Origin of the sequence: Bradyrhizobium sp. CCBAU 25360, assembly GCF_028128695.1 — a bacterium.
Lineage (GTDB): Bacteria > Pseudomonadota > Alphaproteobacteria > Rhizobiales > Xanthobacteraceae > Bradyrhizobium > Bradyrhizobium ottawaense.
On record NZ_LBJA01000043.1, the window covers coordinates 66,707 to 92,219 of the forward strand.

The window sequence follows — 25,513 nt, forward strand, 5'->3', positions numbered from 1 at the left end:
GATTGAAATCAAGACAGGCATTTAAGTTCTACGTAGCCGGCGATGATCCTTTTGGTTCCCCTTGAAATCTCGACCCGCGAGCACCCGGCGTGACGCGCAAACGGGAATAGCCTCCGTATAATCACGGAGGCGACAATGAAATCGATCAGGGATAGTCCGTCAGTCGCGCGCGGTCGCCTTCAGCGCCGCGATGACATCCTCGCGGGCGATGATTCCGACCAGCTTCTGCGCACCGTCGAGCACGATGATGCTCCTGATGCGGTGCTCCACCATGATCTGGAGCACGCGCGTCAGCCGCGTGTCGGGGCTGACATAGATGAACTCGGGCGTCATGACGTCGCCGATCTTGCGGCTCATCAGGTCGTGATAGCGGGGCAGCATCTGGCTCGGCGTGAAGGCGAAGCACTTCAGGATGTCGAATTTGGTGACGATGCCGACCACCTGCCCGTCGTCCTCGACCGGATAGGAGTTGAAATCATCGGTCTCGAACATCTCGCTGAGCTCGAGCAGGTCACGGTCGCGCTGCACCGCCTTGACGTTGCGCGTCATGTAGCCGTCGACGGTTTGTTCAAGAAATCTGTACACGGCGCGTCCTCCTCGATTCGATTCTGGCCGGCCGTCAGTGCGACAGCAGCACGCTGCGGGCGGTCTGCGTGACCAGATATTGGGTGACGCCTCCCAGGATCAGTTCACGAAATCTCGAATGACCATAGGCGCCCGCAACGATCAGGCCGGCATCGACGTCGCCGGCGACTTTCTCCAATTGCGCGGCGGCGGTTTCGTTCCGGGCGCCTTCGTAGATGCGCGCGGTCGCGGTGACGCCGTGGCGGGCGAGCCAGGCGGCAACGTCGGTGACGCCGGCCATCACGACCGAACGGTCGTCGTCGCGCTCCGGAATTGTGGTGATGGTGACGTCCCTCGCCTTACGCAGCATCGGCAGCGCGTCGGACACGGCCCGCCGGGCCTCCGGCGTGTCCTTCCACGCCACCAGCACATTCCGCAGATCGAGCCAATTGACCCGATCGGGGACGACGAGAAGCGGACGGCCGGCCTGCATCACCAGGTCCTTGGGGCTCGCGAGCGCGAACGCATCGGAGAAGGCCGGGCTCTGCCCGCCGCTGACCACGATGTCGGCGCAGCGCGCCTGCGCCAGGACGAATCGCGCCGGAAAGTCCATGGCGCTGCGCCACTCCGCATATCCGCCGCGATTCCTGGTGGCGGCGCGGAACTGCGCCTCGAGGCCAGCCAGCCGCCGCTTGACCGAAGCTTCGCCCTCGTCGATCAGCGCTTGCGCCTCGGCGCCGTCGGTGAAATAGAGCGGCGGCGCGAACTGGGCCGCGGCGACCCCGACGATATCAGCCTCGAATCGTTCGGCGAGCTCGCCCGCGACCTGAAGACGCGCTTCGTTGGACTGGTCGAGCGCCAGGCTGACCATCACCGTCGCGTATGTCATCGGAATTCTCCAGTGCAAAGACTTTGGTGAAATTTACGCCTGCCTCCGCACATCGGGATGAGATAGATCAAGGAGGGCGCCGGCGCTCGACTTGCCGTCAATCGGCAAACCGACAGAACTTGCCTCCGGCCCGGCCTTAGGCGACATTAGGGGAGCGGTAACCGCGTCCGGAGCCGCCGCATCAGGATGAGGAGCATCATTTGTCGCCGACCCGCGTAACGCACTCGCAGGACGACGGTCGGGGCGAACGATTTCGCGTTCGGATCGAGGGGTTCGGCGTCGGCACCTGGGACCTCGACCTCGCGACACGGGAATTGGACTGGTCCGATACCGCCAGGGCTCTGCTCGGCGCCGAACCGGGTCAGCCGGCGAGCTACGATCTCTTCCTGTCGCGGCTTCAACCGACCGATAGGGAGCGGGTCGAGAGCGCAATCAAGCGCGTTTCCGAGCGTGGCGGCAGCTTTGACGTGTCTTTCAAGGTCGCGCACCCCTCAGGCAACGGGCAATGGATTCGCGCCCGAGCCGGACTCATTCGGGACGAAGCCGGCACGGCGCGTCATCTCAGCGGCATCTTTCTCGACATCGACGAGGAAAAGCAGGTGGAGGAGGCGCTGCGCACGCGCGAGACCCACCTCCGCTCGATTCTTCATACTATTCCCGACGCCATGATCGTCATCGACGGCCACGGCATCATGCAGCTGTTCAGCACGGCTGCGGAGCGCCTGTTCGGCTGGTCCGAGCACGAGGCGATCGGTCAGAACGTCAGCATTCTGATGCCGGAGCCTGATCGCACCCGCCACGACGGCTACATCGCCCGCTACCGCTCCACGAACGATCCGCACATCATCGGCATCGGCCGCATCGTGACCGGCAAGCGCCGCGACGGCACGACATTTCCGATGCACCTGTCGATCGGAGAGATGGAATCCGCCGGCGAGCCCTATTTCACCGGATTCGTCCGCGACCTCACCGAGCACCAGCAGACCCAGGCCCGGCTCCAGGAATTGCAATCCGAGCTCGTCCACGTCTCGCGACTGACTGCGATGGGCGAAATGGCCTCCGCGCTCGCCCACGAGCTCAATCAGCCACTGGCCGCGATCAGCAACTACATGAAGGGATCGCGGCGGCTGCTCGCCGGCAGCACCGACGCGAACACGCCGAAGATCGAAAGCGCGCTGGATCGCGCGGCGGAGCAGGCCTTGCGCGCCGGCCAGATCATCCGGCGCCTGCGCGACTTCGTCTCGCGCGGCGAGTCGGAGAAGCGGGTCGAGAGCCTGTCCAAGCTGATCGAGGAGGCCGGCGCGCTCGGGCTTGCCGGCGCGCGCGAGCAGAACGTACAGCTCCGCTTCAGCCTCGATCCCGACGCCGATCTCGTCCTCGCCGACCGGGTGCAGATCCAGCAGGTGCTGGTCAATCTGTTCCGCAACGCGCTGGAGGCGATGGCGCAGTCGCCGCGCCGCGAGCTCGTCGTCGCCAACACCCGCGTCGCCGACGACATGATCGAGGTGGAGGTCTCCGACACCGGCTCCGGCTTCCAGGGCGACGTCATTCCAAACCTGTTTCAAACCTTCTTCACCACCAAGGAAACCGGCATGGGCGTGGGACTGTCCATCAGCCGCTCGATCATCGAGGCTCACGGCGGCCGCATGTGGGCCGAGAGCAATGCATCGGGCGGCGCGACATTCCGCTTCACCTTGCCGGCGACCGCCGAGAACTGACTGACGAGAACCGATTCATGACGACCAAGGGACATGTCTACGTCATCGACGACGATGCGGCGATGCGGGATTCGCTGAACTTCCTGCTGGATTCCGCCGGCTTCGGCGTCACGCTGTTCGACAGTGCGCAGAGCTTCATCGACGCCCTGCCCGGCCTCGCCTTCGGCTGCGTCGTCTCCGACGTGCGCATGCCGGGACTCGACGGGATCGAGCTGCTCAAGCGGATGAAGGCGCAGCAAAGCCCGTTTCCGATCCTGATCATGACCGGTCATGGCGACGTGCCGCTCGCAGTCGAGGCGATGAAGCTGGGGGCGGTCGACTTCCTGGAAAAGCCGTTCGAGGACGACCGCCTCACCACGATGATCGAATCGGCGATCCGCCAGGCCGAGCCCGCCGCCAGGAGCGAGGCCGTCACGCAGGACATCGCCGCCCGCGTCGCCTCCTTGAGTCCCCGGGAGCGCCAAGTCATGGAGGGGCTGATCGCGGGCCTGTCCAACAAGCTGATCGCCCGCGAATACGACATCAGCCCGCGCACCATCGAGGTCTACCGCGCCAACGTCATGACCAAGATGCAGGCCAACAGCCTGTCGGAGCTGGTCCGCCTCGCAATGCGCGCCGGCATGCTCAACGATTGAGGCAAGTCGGATAGGGGCAAACGGGATTGAGGCAAGTCAAGGCCCCTTCCCGGCGCCGTGCTAGCCAAGCAGCATGATCGAGGTCGGTTCACATCATGAGCGGCCGTCGTCCTCAGCGCTCCCCACCGTCTACGTGGTCGATGATGATGCCGCCGTCCTGGGCTCTCTGCGGTTCCTGCTGGAAACCGACGGCTTTGCCGTGCGGACCTTCAGGAGCGGCACCGCGCTGCTCAACGCCGGCGGCGCGCGCGGGGCGGACTGCTACGTGATCGACTACAAGATGCCCGACATCAACGGCATCGAGTTGGCGGGCCGCCTGCGCGAGGCCGACCGCGGCGCCCCCGTGATCCTGATCACCGGCTATCCGGACGAGAACATCTCGACCCGGGCGGCCGCGGCGGGCGTCAAAGACGTGGTTTTGAAGCCGCTTCTCGACGAAAACCTGATCAAGCGCATCCGCCGGGCCATTCAGGACCGCCCCCGCGCGTGACCTACGGGATTCTACGTAGGTAGACCCCCTTAAGATATCGCTCGAAATTTTCGAAGCCCCCGATACCGCGTACCAAAGCGTCATCACAACGGAGATGGCGCAGATGCTCACCCAGACCCTCAACACCCAGGCGATCAACACCCAGATTGTTGGCAAGATCGCCCCAGGCCATCCCGTTACCGACCAGTTCGGCGCCATCACCGGCCATGTCGGCCTCGTCGCCACCGAGTTCTCCTACCGCAAGGACGAGGAGATCTATGGCGAGGACGAGCCGGCCGAATATGTCTACCAGGTCGTGTCCGGCGCAGTGAGCAGCTACAAGCTCCTGTCCGACGGCCGCCGCCAGATCGGCGCCTTCCATCTTCCCGGCGACGTGTTCGGCCTCGAATCCGGTCCGGCTCACCGCCTTGCTGCCGAAGCCATCATCGACACCACCGTGCGCCTCGTGAAGCGCGCCAGCCTCGAGAAGGCCGCCGGCATCGACGTCCAGGTCGCCCGCAAGCTCTGGGCCATGACCGCCTCGGAGCTTCGCCATGCCGAGGATCACATGCTGCTGCTGGGCCGCAAGACCGCGATGGAGCGCGTTGCGACCTTCCTGCTCGAAATGGACCGCCGCCTCGCCGTTGCCGGCATGATGGCGCTGCCGATGTGCCGCCGCGACATCGGCGACTATCTCGGCCTCACCCTCGAAACCGTGTCGCGCGCGCTGTCGCTGCTTCACGCCCAGGGGATTCTGGGCTTCTCCGGCGCCCGCCAGATCGTGCTGCGCAACCGCCAGCGCCTGCAACATCTCGACGCCTGATCTTCCTCCTCCCTACCCACTTGGCCGGCCGAACGCGTTTCGGCCGGCCATTTTCTTTGGGCCTCGAATCATGCCGTGCGCCGCGTCTCCGGCATCACGAACAGAATCAGCAAGAGCCCGGTCGCGGCAACGCCGGACAGCCCGATGAAGGCGGTCGCATTGCCGAACTTGTCGCTGACATAGCCTCCGAGCGCAGTGCTTAAGGACGCGCCGATGCCGATCGCAGTGCCGACGATGCCCTGCGCCAGGTTGAAATGGCCGCTGCCGAAGGCGACATCGGCCACGATCAGCGGAATCATCACCGCGAACACCGCCGCAGTGAGGCCGTCGAACACCTGCACTGCGACCAGCAGATACGGATCACGCACGGTCGCAAACAGCAGGCCGCGAATCGTCAGCGCGCCGAATCCGATCAGGAGCAACGGCCGCCGGCCCCACGCTTGCGCCTTGCGCCCGACCGTCGGCGACAGCAGCGCCACGATCGCTTGCGGAACGACGATGCAAAAGGCGACGAGCACCGTCGCCCATTGGGCGGACCGCGCCGTCACAGCGCTCGCCATCAGCGGCATCATCGCGGCATTCGCCAGCTGCAACAACAGCACGCTGAGGGCGAAGACGATGAGCGGCCGCTGCCGGATCAGGTGCCAGATATTGGTGTCGCCACGGTCCGCCGCTTCGCGCGGCATCTCGCCGTGGCAGCGCGCAATGTCGACCTCGTGCTCGCGGATGCGCGAGAGGGCGATCAGGGTCGGAATCGCGAGTAGGAATGTGACCAGGAAGACCGAGCGGCTCGACAGCAGATAGCCCGCGGTGCCCATCACCGCCGCCGCTACGCCGTTGCCGAGCGAGGCAAAGCGCGCGTTGCGGCCGAGCCGCTCGCCGATCGCGAGCGGGCCGACGAGGCCAAGGCTGATCGCCGCAATCGCCGGCCCCAGCACGCAGCTCGCCGCCGCATGCAGGGTGGCCGCGGCCACCACCACCGGAAAGATCGGCATCGCGGCATAGGCCAGCGCGCAAGCGCCGATGGTGGCGATCGCAAGGGCGGCGACCAGTCGCTCCGATTTGGCGGCATCGATGATCGCCCCGCCCGGCATCTGCCCGATCAACGCGACGATACCGCCGATCGACAGCACGAGGCCGATCTCGACCTGGGTCCATTTCTGGGTCGTCAGATAGACTGCGATGAAGGGACCGAATCCGGTCTGCACGTCGGCGAGGAAGAAGATGAACCAGTCGAGGCCACGCAGGCTCTGGCGCGACGGCGCAGGAATGCCCGCGGCCGATGGCGCGGTGACGTTGTCCTGCTCGGCGCGGCCGTCACGATCCGCATGGTTCGGCTTCCTCGACAACAGCACAGGCGGTCAGCCCTCCCGGCACCTCACTGGATCGCTTGCAGCGGTTGAAGGCTGCCGGACGCGCCGAGCACGACGATCGGCGTGTCTTCCTTGTATTCCGGCGCGGCCGCGACCTGCGCCTTGGTCAGTTCCAGCGTGATGCTGTCCTTCTTGTTGGCAATCTTGCCGAAGCGCAATGCGTTCCAATCCACCACGATCTTGCGGCTGCCGACCCCGAGAAATCCGCCGAAATCGATGGCCGCGGCGCGGACATGGCCGCCGCGGTCGACGATGACGTCGACGATGCGACCCATGTCCTCATCCGCGGCGCTACGCACGTCGCGGCCGAGCACGCCATGGGCCTCGCTCGCGCCGATGATGGTCACCGACGGCGGCGGCGCGGCGTCCTTCGGCGTGACCGGGACGGCCGAGGTCGGCGACGCTGCCGTCGGCGCTTTCGCCTCGCTCTGCCCTGCAGGCGGCTCCTCTGCGGCGCGCGACGTGGCCACCGCCAGGCCCGCGACGATGGCTATGCCAAGGATCAACGCTCCGATCGCACGCATGACACTCTCCCTGCGCGCCGCTAGCGCGCCAGCACGATCGACACCTGGATCTGGCCGCGCGTGCGCAAGACTTCCAGCGCCACGTCGTCGCCGTGTCGGCTGACACGAAGATCGACACTGGATTCGCCGAGCCTGAGATCGCGCAGGATCACCTCGTTGAGGAACGCCGGCAGATGCGGGTTGCGCAGGCGAATCTCGCTGCGCGCCACGTCGAACTCGATGCCGAGCGCCGCCTCCAGCAGCGTGAACGGCGTCGCGCTGGCCCAGGCCTGCGGCGCGCAGGCGACCGGATAGAGCGTCGGGCCGCGGCGCTTCTCGCGCCGGAAGCCGCAGAACAATTCGGGCAACCGGCGCAGGTCCATATAGGTGGCGGCGTCGAACAGCCCCTTGAAGACATGCGCGACCGAATGCTTGAGGCCGTAGCGCGCGAGCCCGAGCGCGATCAGCGCGTTGTCGTGCGGCCAGATCGACCCGTCATGATAGGACATCGGGTTGTAGCGCACCTCACCGACGGCGACCGTGCGGATGCCCCAACCCGAGAAGAAATGCGGCCGCATCAAATCGGCGGCGACGAGGCGGGCACGGTCCTCGCGGATCATGCCGCTGAACAGCACCTGGCCGGCGTTCGAGGTCCGCACCTTGCAGGGCCGCTTCTTGCCGTCGAGGGCGGGAGCGTAGCTGCCGAGCTCCTCGCACCAGAACGCCTTCTCGAAGCGCTCAGCCAGCGTCCTGGCTTCGGCCTCGAGCTTACGCGCACGGTCCGGCTTGCCGAGCCTCAGCGCGCAACGCGCAGCGAGCAGCTTGGCTGCGTAGACGTAGCCCTGGACTTCGGCGAGCGCGATATTGCCTTCCGCAAGCTGGCCGTCGGCATGGAAGATCGCATCGTACGAGTCCTTCCAGCCCTGGTTGGCGAGCCCCTTCTCGGTCGCGCGCTGGTATTCGACGAAGCCGTCCTGGTCCGGATCGCCGGGACCGTCGATCCAGGCCAGCCCCGCCTCGATCGCCGGCCATAGCTCGATCAAGGTCTTCTCGTCCCCGGTCCGCTCGAAATAGCTCCCGGCGAGCAGCACGAACAGCGCGGTCGAATCGACGCTGCCATAATATTGCGCGAACGGCACCTCGCGCAGCGCCGCCATCTCGCCGCCGCGCATCTCATGCAGGATCTTGCCGGGCGCGGCATCGGCGAGCGGATCTGTCGCCTTGGCCTGGAAATGCGCGAGCCGGCGCAACACGCCCTTGGCGACGCGCGGATCGACCCACAGCATCTGGAGCGCGGTGATCAGGCCATCTCGGCCGAACGTCGTCGAGTACCAGGGAATGCCGGCATAGGGATAACGCCCCTGCGGCGTCTCCGTCATCAGCATGTTGAGGTCGGCCATGGCCTGGCACAGCACCTCGTTGAAGATGTTGTTCGAGGTCTCGATGCTGGCGGCGCCCATCGTGGACCGGCGCATCTCGCGGCGATGGGCGAGCAGGCCCCTGAAGAAGCGTGCGGGCTTCTCCGCGACCGGCCGGTTGCAGGATACAGCGACGAACAGCGATTTGGATTCATGCGGGTCCAGCTCGATCTGCCAGGTCGCGGCATTCACCGACAGCCGCGTCGGACGCGGGTCGAAATGCAGGCCGGTGGTGCGCTCGGTGTCGTCGAGGCCGCGATATTCGAACAGGACGTCGGTCGGCCCGAGCAATTTGCTCGTGCCGGTCCCGCGGCGCGGGCGGCGCTCGCCGCGGACCTCGAACAGATCGGCAAAATCGTTGTCGAACAGCAACGTCAGCTCGAAACTGGCCCGCCCGTCGCCGTGGTTCTGCACGCCGATGCGCTGATAGGCCGTGCCGCGCCACAGGAAGATCGTGCGCACGATGTGCAGCAGGTCCTTCTGGAAGACGAGGCGGCCCTGACGGTAGATGTCGGGATTGGTGAGATCGACGGTGAGCGACGAATTATCGTCGCGCAGATTGGAGCCGAGCAGCAGCGGCTGGAGGTCGTCGAGCACGAGCTCCAGCCGTGCCAGATAGCGGGTGTCGTAGTGAAACAGACCGTCCGGCCCGCCGGCGGAGGCGCCGATGTCGCCATGGCTGTCGAGCACGATGAAGGTGTCGTCGTGCTTTAGGGACCGCCGCGGCCGGGCCGACGGCCCGGTCATGGGAATGTAGAAAGGCTGTTCCGCAACCTGTTCGGAGGTGCGCGTCACGGAGACGAATTGGGCTACGGCTTCGGCCGACATGAGCTGCTCCCCTGCGCTTGTTTCGAAACGCAACCGACTCGAGAACGCGACTGTGGGTTTACGCGGCGGCTTGCGCGAGCCGGCTCATTTCCCGCGTGACCAGCTCACGATATGGCCCGTGGCCCTGCATCAGACGCTCCGGCGAACCGTCCTCGATGATCTTACCATGCTTCAGCACCACCACGCGGTCGAAATTGCGCAGCGTCGCCAACCGGTGCGCGATCGCGATGACGGTCCGGCCGCGCATAAGGCGCGATAGCGCCTCGCGGATCGCTTCCTCGGACTCGCTGTCGAGCGCGGCGGTCGCCTCGTCCAGCAGCAGGATCGGCGCATCCTTCAGGAAGGCGCGCGCGATCGCGATGCGCTGGCGCTGGCCGCCGGACATCTTGACGCCGCGGTCGCCGACCATGGTGTCGAGGCCATCGGGCAGGCTCTCGACGAAATCGCAGCGTGCTGCGATCGCCGCGCGCAGCACCTCGTCATCGGTCGCATTCGGCCGACCATAGCGGATATTCTCGCGGATGGAACGGTGGAACAGGGAAATGTCCTGGGGCACCACGGAGATCGCCTCGCGCAGGCTCTGCTGCGTGACCTTCGAAATGTCCTGGCCGTCGATCGTGATGCTGCCCTCGTCGGTATCGTAGAAGCGCTGCAGCAGCGTGAACAGTGTGGACTTGCCGCCGCCGGATTGGCCGACCAGGCCGACGCGCTGGCCGGGCTGGAGCCGCAGGCTGAAGCGCTCGAAGATCTTCTCGCCGCCGGGATAGCCGAAGGTGACGTTATTGTACGCGATCGCGGCGCCGCTCTTGACCAGAGGCTCCGCCTCGGGATGATCACGCAATTCGTGCGGCACCAGCAGCGTGGCGATCGCCTCGGTCAGCCGCGCAACGTGCTGGGTTACGTCGACCAGCGCCACCGCAAGGTCGCGCGTCGCGCTCAGGATGGAGATACCGAGCGTACAGACCAGCACCACGTCGCCGGTGGTCGCCTCGCCCTGCTGCCAGAGCGTGACTGCCCAGGCCATCAGCGCGATCGTCAGAAGCACGGTCACAGCGGCATGCAGCAGCCGCAGCTTTTCCAGATAACGCAGGCTGCGGCTTCGCGCGGTCAGTTCCCGGCTCACGGTCGCGTCGAACCGCTCGTGCTCGTGGCCGATACCGCAGAAGGCCCGCACCAGGGGCATGTTGCTGATGACGTCGATCATCTCGCCGTCGACGACGGCGGCCTTGTCGGCGAAATCGTCATGCAGCGGCTTGCCCGCGGCGGCGAGGCGGAACATCGCAACCACCATGCCGCCGGCAATCACGATCAGGCCAAGCGCCATGTAAGGACTGACGGTTCCAATCAGGGCGATTGCCGCAATTGTGGCAATGCAGGGCGGCAAAACGTTCCAGACGAACATGTTCTCAACCGTGAACACCGCGTTCGACGTCGCGGTGATACGGCTCGTCAACATGCCGGGCATCCGGTCCGAGAAGTAGCTCGGCGCGTGTCCGGTCAGATGACGAAATATGTCACGTCGTAAGTCTCCCGTGACACGAACGAAGGTGAAGCTCGCCGTCCAGCTCGCGATCCGCCACAGGAAGTTGTCAGCGGCGATCAGCGACATGAGTAAAATGAATGCCAGCCATACGCCGCCGCCTTGCGAAGGACCCGCAGACAAGGCGTCGACAAGGGATTTGACCCCGTATTGGGTGCCTACGGAGCAGGCAACCGCCGCAACGACCGCGGCCAGGATCACCAGATGCGATGCCATTCGCATCCGAAGATAGCGCAAGACAAAGGCAAATGGCCTGCGCGCGTATCCAGAAAGATGATCCATTTGGCTATCGCCCCGTTTGCTGGTCTTCATTTTGTTACTGATCGACTGAACATCGACCAGTTCGCCTCGGTTCCCGGGCAACCTCATCACGACATGCGGATGCGGACGATCTGCGAAGATGTGATGGCAGCATCGCGACGAACACCGGACGTGTCGAATAAGTAACCTTTGGAGGAAGGAACTTCGCAAGTGCGGGAACGTTCCCTTGGCTGGCATTGCCGGTGCCGACAAGCGGGGGCTTTCTACGATCATGATCGCACAAAGGAGATGGTGAGATGCGCATCGCGCAGGTTGCTCCGTTGACGGAGGCTGTTCCACCCAAGCTGTATGGCGGCACCGAGCGGGTGGTGCATTGGTTGACGGAAGAGCTGGTGGCCCTCGGGCACGACGTGACGCTATTTGCCAGCGGCGACTCGCAGACATCAGCCAAGCTGGATGCGCTGTGGCCCAAGGCGCTCCGTCTCGACGGTTCCGTACGTGACCCCAATGCACTGCACATGGTGCTGCTGGAGCGTGTGCGGCAAAAATGTGACGACGAGGAGTTCGACTTCCTCCACTTCCATCTCGACTATTATCCGTGGTCGTTGTTCCACCGCCAGCCGACGCCATTCCTGACCACGCTGCACGGCCGGCTCGACCTGCCGGAGCATCAGCCGGTGTTCAACACCTTCTCGAAGATGCCCGTCATTTCGATCTCCAATGCGCAGCGACGGCCGGTGCCGCAGGCGAACTGGGTGACCACGATTCATCACGGTCTTCCGGAGAACTTGCTGACGCCGAAGCCGGCGAAACAGGAATATCTCGCCGTGCTCGGCCGCATCGCGCCCGAGAAGGGCGTCGACCGCGCCATCAAGATCGCGACCCATTGCGGCATTCCGCTGAAGATCGCGGCCAAGGTCGATCGTGCCGACCAGGATTACTACGACGAGCTGATCCGGCCGATGATCGAGAACAATCCGCTGGTGGAGTTCATCGGCGAGATCAGCGATCACGAGAAGTCGGACTTTTTGAGCGGCGCGCTCGGCCTTCTGCTGCCGATCGACTGGCCGGAACCGTTCGGCCTTGTGATGATCGAAGCCATGGCCTGCGGAACGCCGGTGGTCGCCTTCAACCGCGGCTCGGTGCCGGAGATCATCGACGAGGGGCTGACCGGCTTCGTCGTCGAGGACGTCCTGAGTGCAGCCGGCGTCGTCAATCGCCTTCCGCAACTTGACCGCACTGCGATCCGCAAGCAGTTCGAGGCGCGTTTCACGGCGCGGCGAATGGCACTGGATTACCTCGCCGCCTATCGCAGCCTCGCCGAGGAACAGTCGCCGCGGATCAAGCTGGTGAGCAGCGCGGAGTAGGCTAGCCACAATCACAACTGTCGTCCCGGACAAGCGCGCCCTAAGCGCGCGCCGATCCGGGACCCATACTCCGCAGCATTAGTTTTGCGAAGACTCGGAGTTGCCAGCTCGCGCAAAAACGCAATCCTGTGGTCATGGGTCCCGGCTTTCGCCGGGACGACACTGGTATTGTTGCGAAAGCACCTACCTCACCACCGCCCGCTTCGGCTCCACGATCTCGAACATGCGCGGAAACTCGTCCATCAGGCCCATCAGCTCGGCGAGCTTCATCGGGTTGCCCGACAGCTTGACCTTGCCCGCAGCCACCGCCTCCGGAAAGCTCGTCAGCTTGGCGATCACCTCGTCGAGCGTTGCGCGCGCCAGCGTGAAGCTGGCATCGGCGCCCTCTGCCTGCACGCCCTCGCTATAGGTCAGCGCGCAGTTCTCCAGATTGAGCACGAAGGTCTCGCCGGTATCGGAAAAACTCCAGTTCAGCACGATGCGCTTGCCCTCGGCGTTGGGACCGTTGAGGCGGATGCCGAGCACGTCCCAGAGCTGGCTGGTGCGCAGCGCAGCCAGCGTCTCGCGCGGCATCGGCGGGCGCGCCGGCACCTTCGGCATGCCCTGGCGCAATTCCTGCGCGCCGAACAGATAGGCGTTGCGCCAGGTCGCGCTTTCGGCGGCGTAGCCGAGCTGCTCCAGCGTGTCGGCGAGCAACGCGCGCGCTGCCGCATGGTCGGGCTCGGCGAAGACGAGATGGCCGAGCACTTGGGCGACAAAGCGGAATTCCCCCTTATCGAAATCCGCACGCGCCCGCGCGAGGATCGCATCCGCCCCGCCCATATACTCGACGTACTTCCTGCCTGACTCCACCGGCGGCAGCGGATCGAGATTGACCGGGTTGGCGTCGTACCAGCCGAGATATTTCTGGTAGATCGCCTTCACATTGTGCCGGATGTGGCCGTAATAGCCGCGGCCGTGCCAGGCGCCTTCCAGGCTCTTGGGCAGCTGGATCGTCTCGGCGATCTCGGCCGCGGTGAGGCCGTGATTCATCAGGCGGATGGTCTGGTCATGCGCAAATTTGTAGAGGTCGCGCTGCTGCCGGATCATCGTGCCGATGCGCTCAGCTCCCCACACCGGCCAATGATGCTGGCCGCACATCGCCTCCGCCTTGCCGTCCCAGAGCTGCAAGGCCTCGCCCAGATATTTTGACCAGGCCAGCGCGTCGCGCACGTCGGCACCGCGGAACGGCAACAGATTGTGGAAATTATGAGTGCAGTTCTCGGCGAGGTTCAACAGCCTGTAGCGCGGGATGAAGAAATGCATCTCCGCCGGTGCTTCGCTGTTCGGCGCCATCTGGAATTCGAACTCGACGCCGTCGATGACGCGCCTGTCGCCGGTCGCCATGATCAAATCGGTCGGGCGTAGCAGCGCAACTGATCCTGCCGCCATCGACTTGCCGAGCCCGCAATCGACCTGCCCCCGCGTCCCCTTGGCGAGCAGCGGCCCGAACTGATACTGCGCCCGGCGCAGCATCGCGGGGCCTGCGATGATATTCTCGGAGACAGCGTGCTCCATGAACAGGTTCGGAGCGATGATCGGCACGCGGCCGGTGGCGAGCGCGTCGTCCTCCAGCACGCCGCGCGCGCCGCCCCAATGATCGGTGTGGGTGTGGGTGAAGATCACGGCAGCAACGGGCTTCAGGCCGCGATGCCTAAAGTAAAGATCGAGCGCGGCGCGGGCGCCTTCGATCGAGGTCAGAGTGTCGACGACGATGACGCCGCCGTCGCCCTCGATCAGCGTCATGTTGGCGATGTCGAGCCCGCGTACCTGGTAGACACCGGGCACGACCTCGAACAGGCCGTGCTGCATGTTGAGACGCGACTGCCGCCACAGGCTCGGATTGACCGTAGGCGGCGCCTGATCGGTGGACAGAAAGCCGTAAGGCTCGAGGCTCCAGACCGTCCTCCCTTGCGGGTTCGTGATCGTCGCGTTCTCGATCGTTCCGAGGAAGCCACGCGCGGCGTCGTCGAAATCCCGCGTGTCGGAAAACGGCAGCGCGTTCAGCATCGTTGTTTGCTGCGCGATGACGGACGGCGTCGCGTCCTTCGGCTCGCTGTTCGAAATGTCCGTCATCGAGATGGCTCCCCTGATCTGGTGAGAGCCATCTAACCGCATCTCACAGCCGTTTGCCATTAAGGGAGCTAAGCGCAGCCGGGTTCACTCTCCCCTGGAGGGGGAGGTCGCTTCGTGCAGCTCCTATCGCTACATCCCCAGCAATCGCGGCAGCCACAGCGACAGCCCGGGCCAATACGTCACCACCACCAGGAATCCCAGCATCGTCAACAGCCACGGCCACACCGCGACCGTGAGCTCGGTGATGCCCATCTTGGCGATGCCGGAGGCGACGTAGAGGTTGAGGCCGACAGGCGGATGGCAGAGGCCAACCTCCATGTTGACTGTCATCAGGATGCCGAAATGGATCGGGTCGATGCCGAGCTTGATCGCGACCGGAAACAGGATCGGGGCCATGATCAGGATGATCGAGGACGGCTCCATCACGTTGCCCGCCAGCAGCAGCAGCAGGTTGACGAGGAGCAGGAAGCCGATCCACCCCAGGCCCTGGTCGATCATCCATTGCGCCAGCGCTTGCGGCACATTCTCGTAAGTCATCAGGAACGAGAACAGGACGGCGTTGGTGATGATGTAAAGCAGCATCGCCGAGAGATTCGCCGACGACAGCAGCACCCGCGGCACGTCGCTCAGCTTCAGGTCTTTATAGATGAACACGGCGACGATGAAGGCGTAGACCGCACTGACGGCGGCAGCTTCGGTCGGCGTGAACAGGCCGCTGTAGATGCCGCCGATCACGATCACGATCAGCAGGATGCCCCAGATCGACTTGCGGAAGGCATCGAAGCGCTCGAACAGCGTTGCCTTCGGCATCCGCGGATAGTCGTTGCGCCAGGCCCGATAGAACGTCGTGGCGCCGAGAAGCGAGGCCAGGACCAATCCCGGCACGATGCCGGCGATGAAGAGCTTGCCGACCGAGCTGTTGGTGGAGACGGCGTAGAGAACCATGGGGATCGACGGCGGAATGAGAATTCCAAGCGAGCCCGACGTCGTGATCACGCCCGCGCCGAACCGCTTCGGGAAGCCTTGCGCGACCATCGCCGGCAGGATCACCGAGCCGATCGCCACCACGGTCGCCGGCGACGAGCCGGAAATGGCGGCAAACAGCGCGCAGGCGACCACCCCCGACAGCGCGAGACCGCCGTACCAATGGCCGACCAGCGAGGTCGCGAAGGTGATCATCCGCCGCGCCACCCCGCCATGGGTCAGGAAGTTGCCGGCGAGGATGAAGAACGGGATCGCCATGATCTCGAAGTTCTCGATGCCGGTGAACAGCTTCAGCGCTACCGATTCCGTGCGCACGTCGGTCAAGGTGAACATGAAGCTGAGCACGGTGAGACCGAGCGCGATCGAGATCGGCATACCCGTCAGCATCAAGGAGAGCAGAAGCGCGAACACGATGAGGACGCGCAAGCCCTGCGGCAGCGTGATGACATGGCCCGCATGCGCGAAGCACAGCGCGACGATCAGGACCGGCAGCAGCATCAGGATCCAGCCGAGCGGGCTGCGCTCGTCGCGGACGACCTGACTATGCGTGACCGGCGCCGGATGCACCGGATCCGCCTCGACGCCCTCGACACCCGCCATGTCGTGATGCGGCAGCTCGCCGGTGCGATGGAACGACCAGGCTACCTGCAGGAAGCGGAAGCACATCAAGCCGGAGCCGAGCGGGATGGTGAGATACACCATCCACATCGGTGCTTCCAAATCGTTGGATTGCTGGCCGGTCTGCCACATCTGCCCCACGAACGCGGCGCCGAAATAGGCGACGATGGCGGTGAAGAGAGCGCCGCACAACAGACCGAAGGTGATGACGCGACGGCGCGATCCGCCGGGCAGGATGTTGACCAGCACGTCGACGCCGACATGGATGCCGGTCCGCACGCCGTAGGCGGCACCGAACTTCGCCATCCAGATGAACATGTAGATGCAGAGTTCCTGCGCCCAGGACAAATCAAGCGCGGCAAGCCAGACGAATGCAGCGCGCGCCGGGACGGCGAGGAAGGTCAGGTTACGGGCTTCCGCCCATTTGGCGATGTCGATCGACAGGCCGGCGCCGTAGCGGTGCAGCACGGCGACGAAGATGAGCGACGTCGCAGCCGCGATCATCGTCGCGATCAGCCATTCTTCGAGATGATCGAGCACACGATTCAGCACACGCAGCAACTTCGTCCCCCCAGCATTGGCTCGTCCATTCAAGAGCGAAACGGCCGGGAGTGCGATCACCCCCGACCGTTGCTATTGTTCTTGTCAGGGCGCGGCCGTCAGTTCATCTTGACGTCGAGTTCCTTGGCGACGAGATCGAGCACTTCCTGCCCGACCCGGCCCTTTGCCCATTTATAAGTCGGCTGCATCGCGTCCTGCCACGCCTTGCGATCGGCATCGGTCAGGTAATGCAGATTGGTCTTGCCTGTCTTCTTGATCTCGGCCAGCGCGTCCTCGTTCTCCTGGCGCGCGATCGAGTTGGTGTAGTCGGATGCCTCCGCCATCGCCTTGTCGAGTTGGGTGCGGATATCGGGCGGCAGGCCCGACCAGAACTTCGAATTGACGATGACCGCATATTGCAGATGCGCGTGATAGGAAACGGTGATGTCTTTCTGCACCTCGTAGAACTTCTGCGTCAAGTAGTTGGACGCGGTGTTCTCGCAGCCGTCGACCACGCCGGTCTGCAAAGCCTGGTAGACCTCGGAGAACGCCATGATCTGAGGGATGGTGCCGACCAGGCGGAAATACTGGTCGGCGACCTTGGATCCCGAGATGCGGAACTTGAGGCCCTGGAAATCCGTCGGCTTTATCAGCGGACGATTCGAGGAGACCATGTGGAAGCCGTTGTCCCAGTAAGCGAGGCCGGTAATGCCCTTGGTCTCGAGCTTCTGGAATAGCCACTTGCCGATGGTGCCCTTGATCGCGCTGGAATAGGTTTGATCGTCCTTGAATAGCCAGGGCAGATCGAGCGCCTCGAACTCCTTGATACCAAGGGGCGCGAATTTGGCGGTCGAAGGGGCAAGCATGTGCACCGAGCCGAGCTGCAGCGCCTCGATCTCCTCTTTGTCCTTATAGAGTGTGGAGTTCGGGTAGACTTCGACCTTGACCTTGCCGTCGGTGTAGTTCTCGGCGAGCTCCTTGAACTTCAGCGCGCCCTTCCCCTTCGGCGTGTCGTTGGCGACGACGTGGCTGAACTTGATGACGATCGGAGTTTGGGCCTGCGCAACAACGGGGGCCAAAACGAGCGCGGCCGCCGCGACCGCGAGAAGCAGTTTGCGCATGAAGACCTCCCAACAACCTCGACAAACCGGGTGCTTTTTTTGTTTTCCGGTTTGAGTAGTGGCAGCAATCCGCAGGCCGAACAACTAGACCTAAGCCCAATTTGCCGCAGCCAAGCTATCTTGACGAGCGCTGTCTACGCAACCCGGCACCTGCTTCCATCCAGGGGAACGAGCGCTTATGTCGCATTGCGGCAGTGCATTAGCTCTTGCGCTGGGCGACCATGAAGAGACGGCGGAACGGGAACAGGGTCTGCCCCGCCGCATTCTTCGGATAGGCCCTCGCAACCCGCGCGCCATAGGCGGCTTCGAATGCGATCTTCTCCTCGCCTGCGAGCACGTCGAGATAGCGCGTCAGCCAAGTCCCCTTGGTCCATTCCTTGACGGGGTTCTCGCCTTCCAGCACTTGCAGATATTCGGTCTCCCAGATGTCGATGTTGGCCGACATCGGCGCAAGAAGATCGTGATAGAATGCCGGGCCCTCGACCGGCGGCGGCGTCACGAGATGCTCGACCTTGGACCGCCACGGACCATCAAGCGCCGTCTCGCCGATCAGCACATGCGACGGCGCCAGAAAGTTGCGCGGCATCTGCACCGCGAGCATGCCGCCAGGCCTCACCTTCTCCATGACCGATGGAAACAGCGCCGCATGATTGGGCAGCCAGTGCAGTGCGGCATTGGAATAGATCAAGTCGTACTGCCCGGCGGGGCGCCAATGGCCGAGGTCCTCGTGGGACCATTCCACATCGGGTGCAGCCTTGCGGCCGGCGGCAACCATCTCGGCGGAGCCCTCGACGCCGGTCACGCTCGCCTCCGGCCAGCGCTCCTTGATGAGTTTTGTCACGTTGCCGGCGCCGGCGCCGAGATCGGCAATCTCGCGGGGGCCAAAATCCGGAATCCGCATCAAGAGGTCAACGGCGGGCCGGAGCCGGTGGCCGGAGAATTTTAAGTATTGCTGCGGATCCCAGACCATCGTCTCAACGCCTTTTCCTTTTTCGTGTTTCCTTCAACGTCGCTCTTGGTTACCACTGCTCGTCCCGCTCAGGCAATTCGCAAGGCGCGCGGGACGGACAGGAAACGCACAGCAATAAGCAAGAACCAAACAAGAGAGCGTGTCACCATGGACCTCGGGCTCAAATCGAAAACCGCTGTCGTCACCGGCGCGAGCATCGGCATCGGCCGCGCGATCGCCAAGGGCCTCGCCGCCGAGGGCGTGCGCGTCGTCGGCGTGGCGCGGCGCACCGATCTTCTCGCCGAGCTGGTGAAGGAGGAAGGCTCCGGGCTGATCACGCCGCTCGAACAGGACGTCATGGCCAAGGACGCGGCGGAGCGGATCGCGGCCTTTGCGGTGAAGGAGCTCGGCCATGTCGACATCCTCATCAACAATGCCGGCGGCAGCCGGCCGCTGCCGGTCGATGCCCCCGACAGCAAATGGGACGAGGCGATCGCGCTGAATTTCACCAGCTACCGCCGCATCGCGCATGCGTTGCTGCCGCAGATGATCGAACGCAAATGGGGCCGCATCGTCAACATCACCGGCAAGTCCGAGCCGGAAGGCCTCAACGCGGCGTTCGCCGCCAAGGCCGCCGTGCACGCCTGGGCCAAGGGCCTGTCGCGCGAGATCGGCAAGCACGGCATCACCATCAACTGCATCCCGCCCGGCCGCATCATGAGCGAGCAGATCCGCCGCAACTACGCGCCTGATTATCGCGAGCGCTTTGCGGAGGAAGAGATTCCGGTCGGCTATTGGGGCGAGCCGGAAGATCTGGCGGCACTGGCAGTATTTCTGGCCTCACCTGTGGCGCGCTACATCACGGGCACGGTGATCCCGGTGGATGGCGGGCTGCGGCGGTATCAGTTCTAGGGTTGGCCTCCTGAATCCACGGCCCGCGAACGCACGCCACGTCCGGTTTGCCGCCGGACCTCACGGCTTGACGTAGCTCCAGCCCTGCTCTTGCAGCTCCATGACGCGGACGACGCCGGATTTGACGATCGTGGCCTGTGGAATCAGGGTTATGTCCCTGTTCTCCGCCTTGCGCATGTTTTCCTGCGTGTTGCCGCAAGCCTTAAACGAGATTTCGGGATAGCTCATCGCGAGCACCTCGATGCGCGGCTTTACCGGCGAGGTGTCGTCGCGCAGCATGTGAAGGCCAGGACCAAAGGTGACGACCTCGATCGACACCGGTTCACCGAGATCGCGATAGTACTGCGCGACGTTGCTCGCATTGTTGAGCGTGAGGTTCATCATCGCAGGGTCGTTGGAATTAACCTGCAGCACCAGCCGGTGCGACTTTTTCGCGCTCTCGGTTTTTGTAGCCTGAGCCATCTTCGTGCTGTTCGGAGGATCCTGCCTGATCGCGTGGTTCTGCCGCGGCTTGCTCACCTGCTTCTGTCCACCCGGATGCTTCGCGTTGCTCGCTTGGCTCTTCTCGCGCGCCTGCGGGATCCACTGGTTGTCCTGCTGCGCCTGCGCGCCTGGTCCGACCAGAAGCAGTATCGTCAAGCCTCCGATGAGTGCCATCGCCAACTTTGGATTGATCATCTCGTGTCTCCCATTTCCTGACCATCACCTACCCGGTCTGGCGATGGCATGTGGCCATTTGCATGCAGCCGCCATTTTCTTGCGCACGTTCTCGAATCCGCTGAGCAGGAATTGTCCGCCTTGCACCGGGCCAGTGCGGGTGAAAAGGCTCACGACGATGTGGCCGTCGTCGGGTAGTGAGCTCAACAACTTTACGACGTCGCCCCCGAAAGCGACGCCGGATCCGAATGACGGCGACGCTGCTGCGAGTTGCATTGGCGTATCCGCATTCAGCCGAAAGGAGATGACGTATTCGTTAGCGCTGCGTGACAGCGCCGGTCCGGCGACTATGACTTCCGTGCGGCCTCTGCGGCAGTGGATTGCGAGCTGCATCGCGGCGCCATCCGAGTTGCCGACAGAAGTGGCGGTGGCGGTGACGACCGGCAGATAATCGACTGGCGAAGTCGTCTCGCTGACGATCCAGCCAGCATCCCGGCTGCCCCGACTGGACGGTGGAATCTTGCGCGACAAGTCTTGCAGACATTCCAGCCGGGCTTGTCCCTCCATCGCCGAACAAGCCCTAAGTGTTTCCATGGGATCGCTCGTACTTTGCGCGTAGGCGATACCGCAGGCGACGTTGAAGGCGACAGCGAGCGGAGGAGCGGCAGTCTTCATGGCCTCGCCTGTACGCTACGCGCTTTGCGATCCAGCCATTCCTGCGCGGCTTGGAAGCGGGTGAGACCCGGGACCGATGCCGCAAGATTGATCGACTGCCATTTCGGATCGAAGCCTGGTGCCTGCAGGCGGTCGATGCGCGAGAACAGGTACTCGACAAGGCGAGCCACGCGTTGGTAGCGATTGGAGCCGAGCGGCCAGTTGAAAGCGACAAGCGCTGTCGGGACCGCGATGGTCGAGACCCGCTCACCCTGCTTGATCAGATTTGGATACTCATTGGCGTCCAAGGTCGCGGGCAGATAATAGTCCTCGAACTTCTTGTCGTAACGGATCGGGAGGAACTTGAATCCAGCCTCCCAACGGCCCTTTACGAAGGCGTCGACGGGTTTCGACGTGATGAACACCACGGCCGACATTTCGCCTTTGCGCATCTGTTCCAGGGCAACCTGATGCGGGATGAATGTCTTTTCGACATCGATCCCGAGACGGCTGAAGATCAGTGGTCCTGAATAGGCGGCCGCGGTGCCCAGGGTGTTGAAGTTCACCTTCTTGCCGACAAGATCCTGCAGGCTTGTGATTTCAGGCCGCACAAAAATGTGCAGCTCGGATGGGAAGAGATTGAGCAGATAGGTGATGCGGCTTCGGATCTGCGGTGCCTGAATCTTATACTCCTCGAGCGCGTCGGAATTGATGATGGCAGTATCGACGCCGCGCAAATAGAGCAGCGCATTCAGATTGTCGGTGGCCCCGCGGGTGACGATCGGCAGGAGATGCAGGTCTGCTCCGTCGTCGACGACGCGAGCCATTTCTGCGGCGAGGCGGATCGGCGCGCCCTCGAGCAGGCCCCCGGCGAGCCCGACCGTCCAGGCGTTCATCCGGTCCTTTTCGTTCTCTTTCGGAAGCGGCCGTCGGTCGAGCTGTGCATCGGCCTTGGCATTTTTCGCCGTTTGCGCATCCAGGCAGGCCGTTTGAAGCATCATAGCGACCGGCACCAACCAAGTGAGCAGGAGCAATGAGCGTAACTTTGGCGCCTTCTTCATGTCGTTCCCTTCCGGCTCAGCCACCGCAAGCTTTCGTCTCTCGGACTGCAAGAAGCCCATTCTCAGGGTCGCAAGGCATCCAGCCGTTCCTTCGCTTCGCGAATACCGGCCCTGTGTGCCTTCGCGTAGAGCTCGCGCGCCTTGGCCGCTTCGCCGCGAGTTCCATAAGTACCCCAGGCGGATAGAACCGCCGGATCGTAGGTCTCGGCGAGCATGAAACTTGCCTGCGCAACGTCCCTCTCAGCCGCGAGCTCGAGTACAATGCGTGCTGCACCGATATTCCCCTGATCGAGGAGCGCCCTGGCACGCGGGATCAAACGGGCCTCCGCCTCGTTCTGGGCGGCAGCGGTCGGTGGCTCCGCCACTTCCACGCTCCGCGTCGCCGGCAAGACCGGGGCGTCATTTGCTTGCTCGGCGAGGACGCGCTCATGGGTCGAGCGCCACCCCGGTGCAAGTTCTCTCTCCCTGGCCTCGGTTTTGCTCAGCTCCTGTTTCAGCGACTGTCGCAGTTCGCTGATCTCTTGTTTCGCTGCCTGGCCCTGCTGCCAGGTCGCATTTTCGGCCTCGCGCAGTTGCACGTTGCGTGCTTCGATCTCCCGGCGCACTTCGGCAAGTTCGCTCTCCAGCGCAGCGGCGTGCGCCTGAGCCTTTTCCAGAGCGCGGCGTTGTTGATCGGCATCGGCAGCTGCTGCCTGTGCTGCTTTGGCTTCCGTGACGAGAACGGCGTTCTTTTCCTGCTCTTGCTGCAGGGACTGCCGCAGTTCCGCAATCTCCAGCCCCGCCGCCTGGCTTTGCTCCGCGGTCGCAGCTTCCGTCATAGGCAAGCGGCGAGGCATTCCGGCAAGTTCGCTCGCGAGCGCGGCGGCGCGCGACTGCGCCTCGTGGCGTTCCTGCTCAGCGCTCGCCGCTGCTGCCTGTGCGGCGTTCACCTGCCTTGCGCGGACGGCGCTATTTTCCCGCTCGCGCTGCAGGGACTGCTCTAGTTCTGCGATCTCCCGCTGCGCCGCCTCTCTCTGCTGCGCGGCCACATCCTCCGCCTTCCGCGATCCTGCGTCGCGGGCATCGATCTCGCGGCGAAATTCGGCGACTTCGTTCGCAAGCGCAGCGTTGCGCGCTTGCTCCTGTTGCAGCGACTGCCGCAACTCGTCCGCCGCAATTTTTGCCGCGTGCGCGTGCTGGACCGCCTCGTCAAGTTCCCTGCGCGCCCCGTCCAGTTCACTGGCGCGCGCATTAGCTTGCAAAGCATCTCGATCCGGCCATGGCTCAGGCTGCACCATGCCTGCCGGCACCGTGTACGTCAGGGCTCCGCCCGCTTCGCGCTGAAGGAGCGCCTGCGACCCCGCCCCTATCTCCGGCCGTTGCTCGAAGCTGAGGGCACTCTCGCCGCCGATTTGCGTCGTTTCCGGAATTGCTCGTGCGCCGAAAGTGTCGAACACACCCAGTAAGGCCGCTCCAATCAGGATCGCGGGAAGCAAAATGACAGCCGCTGCGAGCGGAATGCCCAATGGCCCGCCCTCTGGGTCAATGTCCTCAGTTTCGGGAGACCAATGGGTCGGCTCGGCGTTGATTGGAGCGCCGTCTTTGGAGACCCATTTGCCTGCTTGAGGCGACCAGCGAGCGACGTCAACAACCCCGGTCGCATCTTCCACCCAGATGTCGTCTCCGTCCCTGGGTGCAGTATCAATCGGTCGGCGCATCGATCACGCCTCTTTAGATAACAGCTAGAACGGCGCGATTGCTCCGCCTGTTTCGCAGTTCGGCATGGCACCATACCCACAATTAAATAATTAAATAAATTATATATTTTGAACCAAATGCGAAGTCAAATTAAATCAGCCTGGTACGGCAAAGGGGACGTCAAATCAGGCGCATCGTCTTCATTGTGCAGTCGGGTACGTTGCCGTCCACGGTGAACCAAAGCTCGTACATCGTATGGAATATGGGCAGGGCACGGCGAACATGCGAAGCTGACGGCGTTTTCGCAGCGTCTCGGAGCTGAGGAGTGACCGATGCGCCTTGCATTGCCCTATTTGGGAATTGGCGTCTGCTTGTCTCTTGCGACCTGGTTGGCGTTAGGGCTTGTATTCGAGTGACGGTTTTCCACAACGAGCGTTGATCTCCACGTCACTTGGCCCGCTGGCTTCTTACCAGCCGTCTTGCCGCGACCTCGCGCCGGAACAATGTCGGCGATAGCGCGCCGAGCATCTTCCTGGCCTTCAAATGCGGTCAATCGTGCTCGCGAGAGGCGCGCGCACGATCACTGACCCGCCGCCAGCTTCTTCAACCCCCACCTGCGGATCAACAGGCACTGCATGGTGCAAATCGTCACTCCCGTGGCAGCAACCACTCCGTAGATGATGAAGAGCGAAACGAAATGGCTCTCGCATGTGATGAGCTGCCATCTGGTGACGTGATCCATACCGCGGGAATAAGTGAGCAGCGCGCCTGTCGTGCACCACCGCCACAGCTCGGAAAGTCCGAGCCACGCCATGAACGCGCAGCGAAGCCCATCGACGACCGTTCAGCACTCAGCACGATGAGTTTCGCAAATGCTCTGCCATTCTGCGCGTTAGACGCTCGGGAAGGCACAACTCGGTTCCCCGCAAATCTGCGCCGTTCTGATGCCGGAACGCCGAGTCCGCCAACGCGTTTATCTCCTATATCGAAGGAGAAAATCATGAGCGTTGAAGGCAAGATCAAGGAAGGCGCCGGTTACATCAAGGAAGAGATGAACGAGCACGGCAAGGGTCCCGAGAGCCAGCGCAAGGCTCAAGAGGGACGCGATCTTCGCAATGAGGGCCGCATGGAAGACGGCAAGCCCCCGAAGACCACCAAGCCCGGCACCGGCCACTGATACGATCTCATCCAAACCGCCCCCGGCTGATGTCGGGGGCGGTTTTATTTCGAGGTAGAAAGAGTGCGTCAATCAGACCCGCTGACGGCCCTTTCCTTCAAACCCGCCAAGCCTGCATCAGCGAAGTAATGGCCGGTGGGCATGGACCCCCGCTCTATTCATCAGGGAACACGGCCTGCATCCCGCCGTTGCTCCAGCCCCACTGGAGGAAAGTTCATGTCCAAGACATCGCTCGCCGAGATCGCGAAGGAAATGGCCGACATCGACATCGCCATTCTTTCGACCCACACCGAGAACGGCGAAATCGCCAACCGTCCCATGAGCAACAACGGCGATGTCGCCTACGACGGCACGTCTTATTACTTCGCCTATGAACAGACCCGCACCGTATCGGACATCCAACGAAATCCGAAAGTCGCGCTCGGGTTTTCGTCGGAAGCGGGCCTCTTCTCGAAGGGGATCTACGTCGCCGTCGAGGGGACGGCCGAACTGATCCGGGACAAGGCGGCTTTCCAGCAGCACTGGACGAGCGATCTCGACAAATGGTTCGACCACGGCATCGATACGCCGGGCATCGTGCTGATCAGGGTCAAAGCCAACCGCATAACTTATTGGAAGGGCCGTGAAGAGGGTCAAGTTGCGCTCTGATCGGCTCCGTGA

Annotated in this window: 22 protein-coding genes and 1 pseudogene; 8 read left to right on the top strand and 15 right to left on the bottom strand. The window is 63.5% G+C overall.

Annotation, left to right across the window (positions count from 1 at the left end):
- Nucleotides 1-159: 159 nt before the first annotated feature.
- The gene (locus XH81_RS27275) at nucleotides 160-585 is read right to left on the bottom strand and encodes a CBS domain-containing protein (RefSeq protein WP_028143087.1); all 426 of its coding nucleotides are present in this window, start codon (nucleotides 583-585) and stop codon (nucleotides 160-162) included.
- Between the two features lie 34 nt (nucleotides 586-619).
- Nucleotides 620-1,453: a universal stress protein gene (locus XH81_RS27280; protein WP_028143088.1), complete on the bottom strand. Its 834-nt coding sequence runs from the start codon at nucleotides 1,451-1,453 to the stop codon at nucleotides 620-622.
- A 200-nt stretch (nucleotides 1,454-1,653) separates the two neighbouring features.
- Here XH81_RS27280 and fixL point away from each other — a divergent pair, with 200 nt between their 5' ends.
- From fixL to XH81_RS27300, 4 genes are all read left to right on the top strand, one after another.
- The gene (fixL, locus tag XH81_RS27285; protein ID WP_028143089.1) at nucleotides 1,654-3,171 is read left to right on the top strand and encodes a sensor protein FixL; all 1,518 of its coding nucleotides are present in this window, start codon (nucleotides 1,654-1,656) and stop codon (nucleotides 3,169-3,171) included.
- Between the two features lie 17 nt (nucleotides 3,172-3,188).
- Complete coding sequence (gene fixJ, locus XH81_RS27290) at nucleotides 3,189-3,806, top strand: response regulator FixJ (RefSeq protein ID WP_028143090.1); 618 nt, start codon at nucleotides 3,189-3,191, stop codon at nucleotides 3,804-3,806.
- Between the two features lie 73 nt (nucleotides 3,807-3,879).
- Nucleotides 3,880-4,296, top strand: coding sequence for a response regulator transcription factor (locus XH81_RS27295; RefSeq protein WP_028143091.1), 417 nt, complete (start codon nucleotides 3,880-3,882; stop codon nucleotides 4,294-4,296).
- A gap of 103 nt (nucleotides 4,297-4,399) precedes the next feature.
- Nucleotides 4,400-5,098 (top strand): helix-turn-helix domain-containing protein, encoded by a 699-nt coding sequence (locus tag XH81_RS27300; protein WP_028143092.1) that lies wholly within the window; start codon nucleotides 4,400-4,402, stop codon nucleotides 5,096-5,098.
- A gap of 68 nt (nucleotides 5,099-5,166) precedes the next feature.
- Here the strand turns inward: XH81_RS27300 and XH81_RS27305 are convergent, their stop codons facing one another.
- From XH81_RS27305 to XH81_RS27320, 4 genes are read right to left on the bottom strand one after another with little or no spacing between them, the layout of a single operon-like run.
- Complete coding sequence (locus XH81_RS27305; RefSeq protein ID WP_028143093.1) at nucleotides 5,167-6,453, bottom strand: MFS transporter; 1,287 nt, start codon at nucleotides 6,451-6,453, stop codon at nucleotides 5,167-5,169.
- Between the two features lie 23 nt (nucleotides 6,454-6,476).
- Entirely contained in the window at nucleotides 6,477-6,995 is a 519-nt protein-coding gene (locus tag XH81_RS27310; RefSeq protein ID WP_028143094.1) for a PRC-barrel domain-containing protein, read from the bottom strand.
- Nucleotides 6,996-7,015: 20 nt separating this feature from the next.
- Complete coding sequence (locus tag XH81_RS27315; RefSeq protein WP_028143095.1) at nucleotides 7,016-9,220, bottom strand: amylo-alpha-1,6-glucosidase; 2,205 nt, start codon at nucleotides 9,218-9,220, stop codon at nucleotides 7,016-7,018.
- A gap of 58 nt (nucleotides 9,221-9,278) precedes the next feature.
- Entirely contained in the window at nucleotides 9,279-11,042 is a 1,764-nt protein-coding gene (locus XH81_RS27320; RefSeq protein ID WP_028143096.1) for an ABC transporter ATP-binding protein, read from the bottom strand.
- Nucleotides 11,043-11,317: 275 nt separating this feature from the next.
- Here XH81_RS27320 and XH81_RS27325 point away from each other — a divergent pair, with 275 nt between their 5' ends.
- The gene (locus XH81_RS27325) at nucleotides 11,318-12,388 is read left to right on the top strand and encodes a glycosyltransferase family 4 protein (protein ID WP_028143097.1); all 1,071 of its coding nucleotides are present in this window, start codon (nucleotides 11,318-11,320) and stop codon (nucleotides 12,386-12,388) included.
- 183 nt (nucleotides 12,389-12,571) lie between these two features.
- Here XH81_RS27325 and XH81_RS27330 read toward each other — a convergent pair whose 3' ends face one another.
- The 5 genes and pseudogenes from XH81_RS27330 to XH81_RS27345 all read right to left on the bottom strand — a co-directional run bounded on the left by XH81_RS27330 (nucleotide 12,572) and on the right by XH81_RS27345 (nucleotide 18,736).
- A complete protein-coding gene (locus XH81_RS27330; RefSeq protein WP_028143098.1) occupies nucleotides 12,572-14,503 on the bottom strand; it encodes an alkyl/aryl-sulfatase in 1,932 nt (643 codons plus the stop codon).
- Nucleotides 14,504-14,632: 129 nt separating this feature from the next.
- The gene (locus XH81_RS38600; RefSeq protein WP_038971836.1) at nucleotides 14,633-15,913 is read right to left on the bottom strand and encodes a TRAP transporter large permease; all 1,281 of its coding nucleotides are present in this window, start codon (nucleotides 15,911-15,913) and stop codon (nucleotides 14,633-14,635) included.
- A gap of 219 nt (nucleotides 15,914-16,132) precedes the next feature.
- Nucleotides 16,133-16,609, bottom strand: a pseudogene (locus XH81_RS38605) (TRAP transporter small permease); the annotation flags it as partial.
- A 155-nt stretch (nucleotides 16,610-16,764) separates the two neighbouring features.
- Nucleotides 16,765-17,766 (bottom strand): DctP family TRAP transporter solute-binding subunit, encoded by a 1,002-nt coding sequence (locus tag XH81_RS27340; protein ID WP_028143100.1) that lies wholly within the window; start codon nucleotides 17,764-17,766, stop codon nucleotides 16,765-16,767.
- Between the two features lie 199 nt (nucleotides 17,767-17,965).
- Nucleotides 17,966-18,736, bottom strand: a complete 771-nt coding sequence (locus XH81_RS27345; RefSeq protein ID WP_028143101.1) for a methyltransferase domain-containing protein — start codon at nucleotides 18,734-18,736, stop codon at nucleotides 17,966-17,968.
- A 147-nt stretch (nucleotides 18,737-18,883) separates the two neighbouring features.
- Between XH81_RS27345 and XH81_RS27350 the strand changes: the two genes are divergently transcribed.
- Nucleotides 18,884-19,627: an SDR family NAD(P)-dependent oxidoreductase gene (locus tag XH81_RS27350; RefSeq protein ID WP_028143102.1), complete on the top strand. Its 744-nt coding sequence runs from the start codon at nucleotides 18,884-18,886 to the stop codon at nucleotides 19,625-19,627.
- A gap of 60 nt (nucleotides 19,628-19,687) precedes the next feature.
- On the opposite strand, the gene XH81_RS27355 is transcribed toward XH81_RS27350, so the two are convergent.
- The 4 genes from XH81_RS27355 to XH81_RS27370 form a co-directional block, all read right to left on the bottom strand.
- Nucleotides 19,688-20,305 (bottom strand): DsrE family protein, encoded by a 618-nt coding sequence (locus XH81_RS27355; protein WP_244439134.1) that lies wholly within the window; start codon nucleotides 20,303-20,305, stop codon nucleotides 19,688-19,690.
- A gap of 24 nt (nucleotides 20,306-20,329) precedes the next feature.
- On the bottom strand, nucleotides 20,330-20,959 hold the full coding sequence (locus tag XH81_RS27360; protein WP_028143104.1) for a hypothetical protein: 630 nt from the start codon (nucleotides 20,957-20,959) through the stop codon (nucleotides 20,330-20,332).
- Entirely contained in the window at nucleotides 20,956-21,999 is a 1,044-nt protein-coding gene (locus XH81_RS27365) for a TAXI family TRAP transporter solute-binding subunit (protein WP_038946970.1), read from the bottom strand. The genes XH81_RS27360 and XH81_RS27365 overlap by 4 nt, the downstream gene beginning before the upstream one ends.
- A gap of 62 nt (nucleotides 22,000-22,061) precedes the next feature.
- Nucleotides 22,062-23,648 (bottom strand): hypothetical protein, encoded by a 1,587-nt coding sequence (locus XH81_RS27370; protein WP_131233120.1) that lies wholly within the window; start codon nucleotides 23,646-23,648, stop codon nucleotides 22,062-22,064.
- 1,028 nt (nucleotides 23,649-24,676) lie between these two features.
- Between XH81_RS27370 and XH81_RS27375 the strand changes: the two genes are divergently transcribed.
- A complete protein-coding gene (locus tag XH81_RS27375; protein ID WP_162832242.1) occupies nucleotides 24,677-24,853 on the top strand; it encodes a hypothetical protein in 177 nt (58 codons plus the stop codon).
- A 216-nt stretch (nucleotides 24,854-25,069) separates the two neighbouring features.
- Nucleotides 25,070-25,501: a pyridoxamine 5'-phosphate oxidase family protein gene (locus tag XH81_RS27380; RefSeq protein WP_028143108.1), complete on the top strand. Its 432-nt coding sequence runs from the start codon at nucleotides 25,070-25,072 to the stop codon at nucleotides 25,499-25,501.
- Nucleotides 25,502-25,513 lie beyond the last annotated feature (12 nt).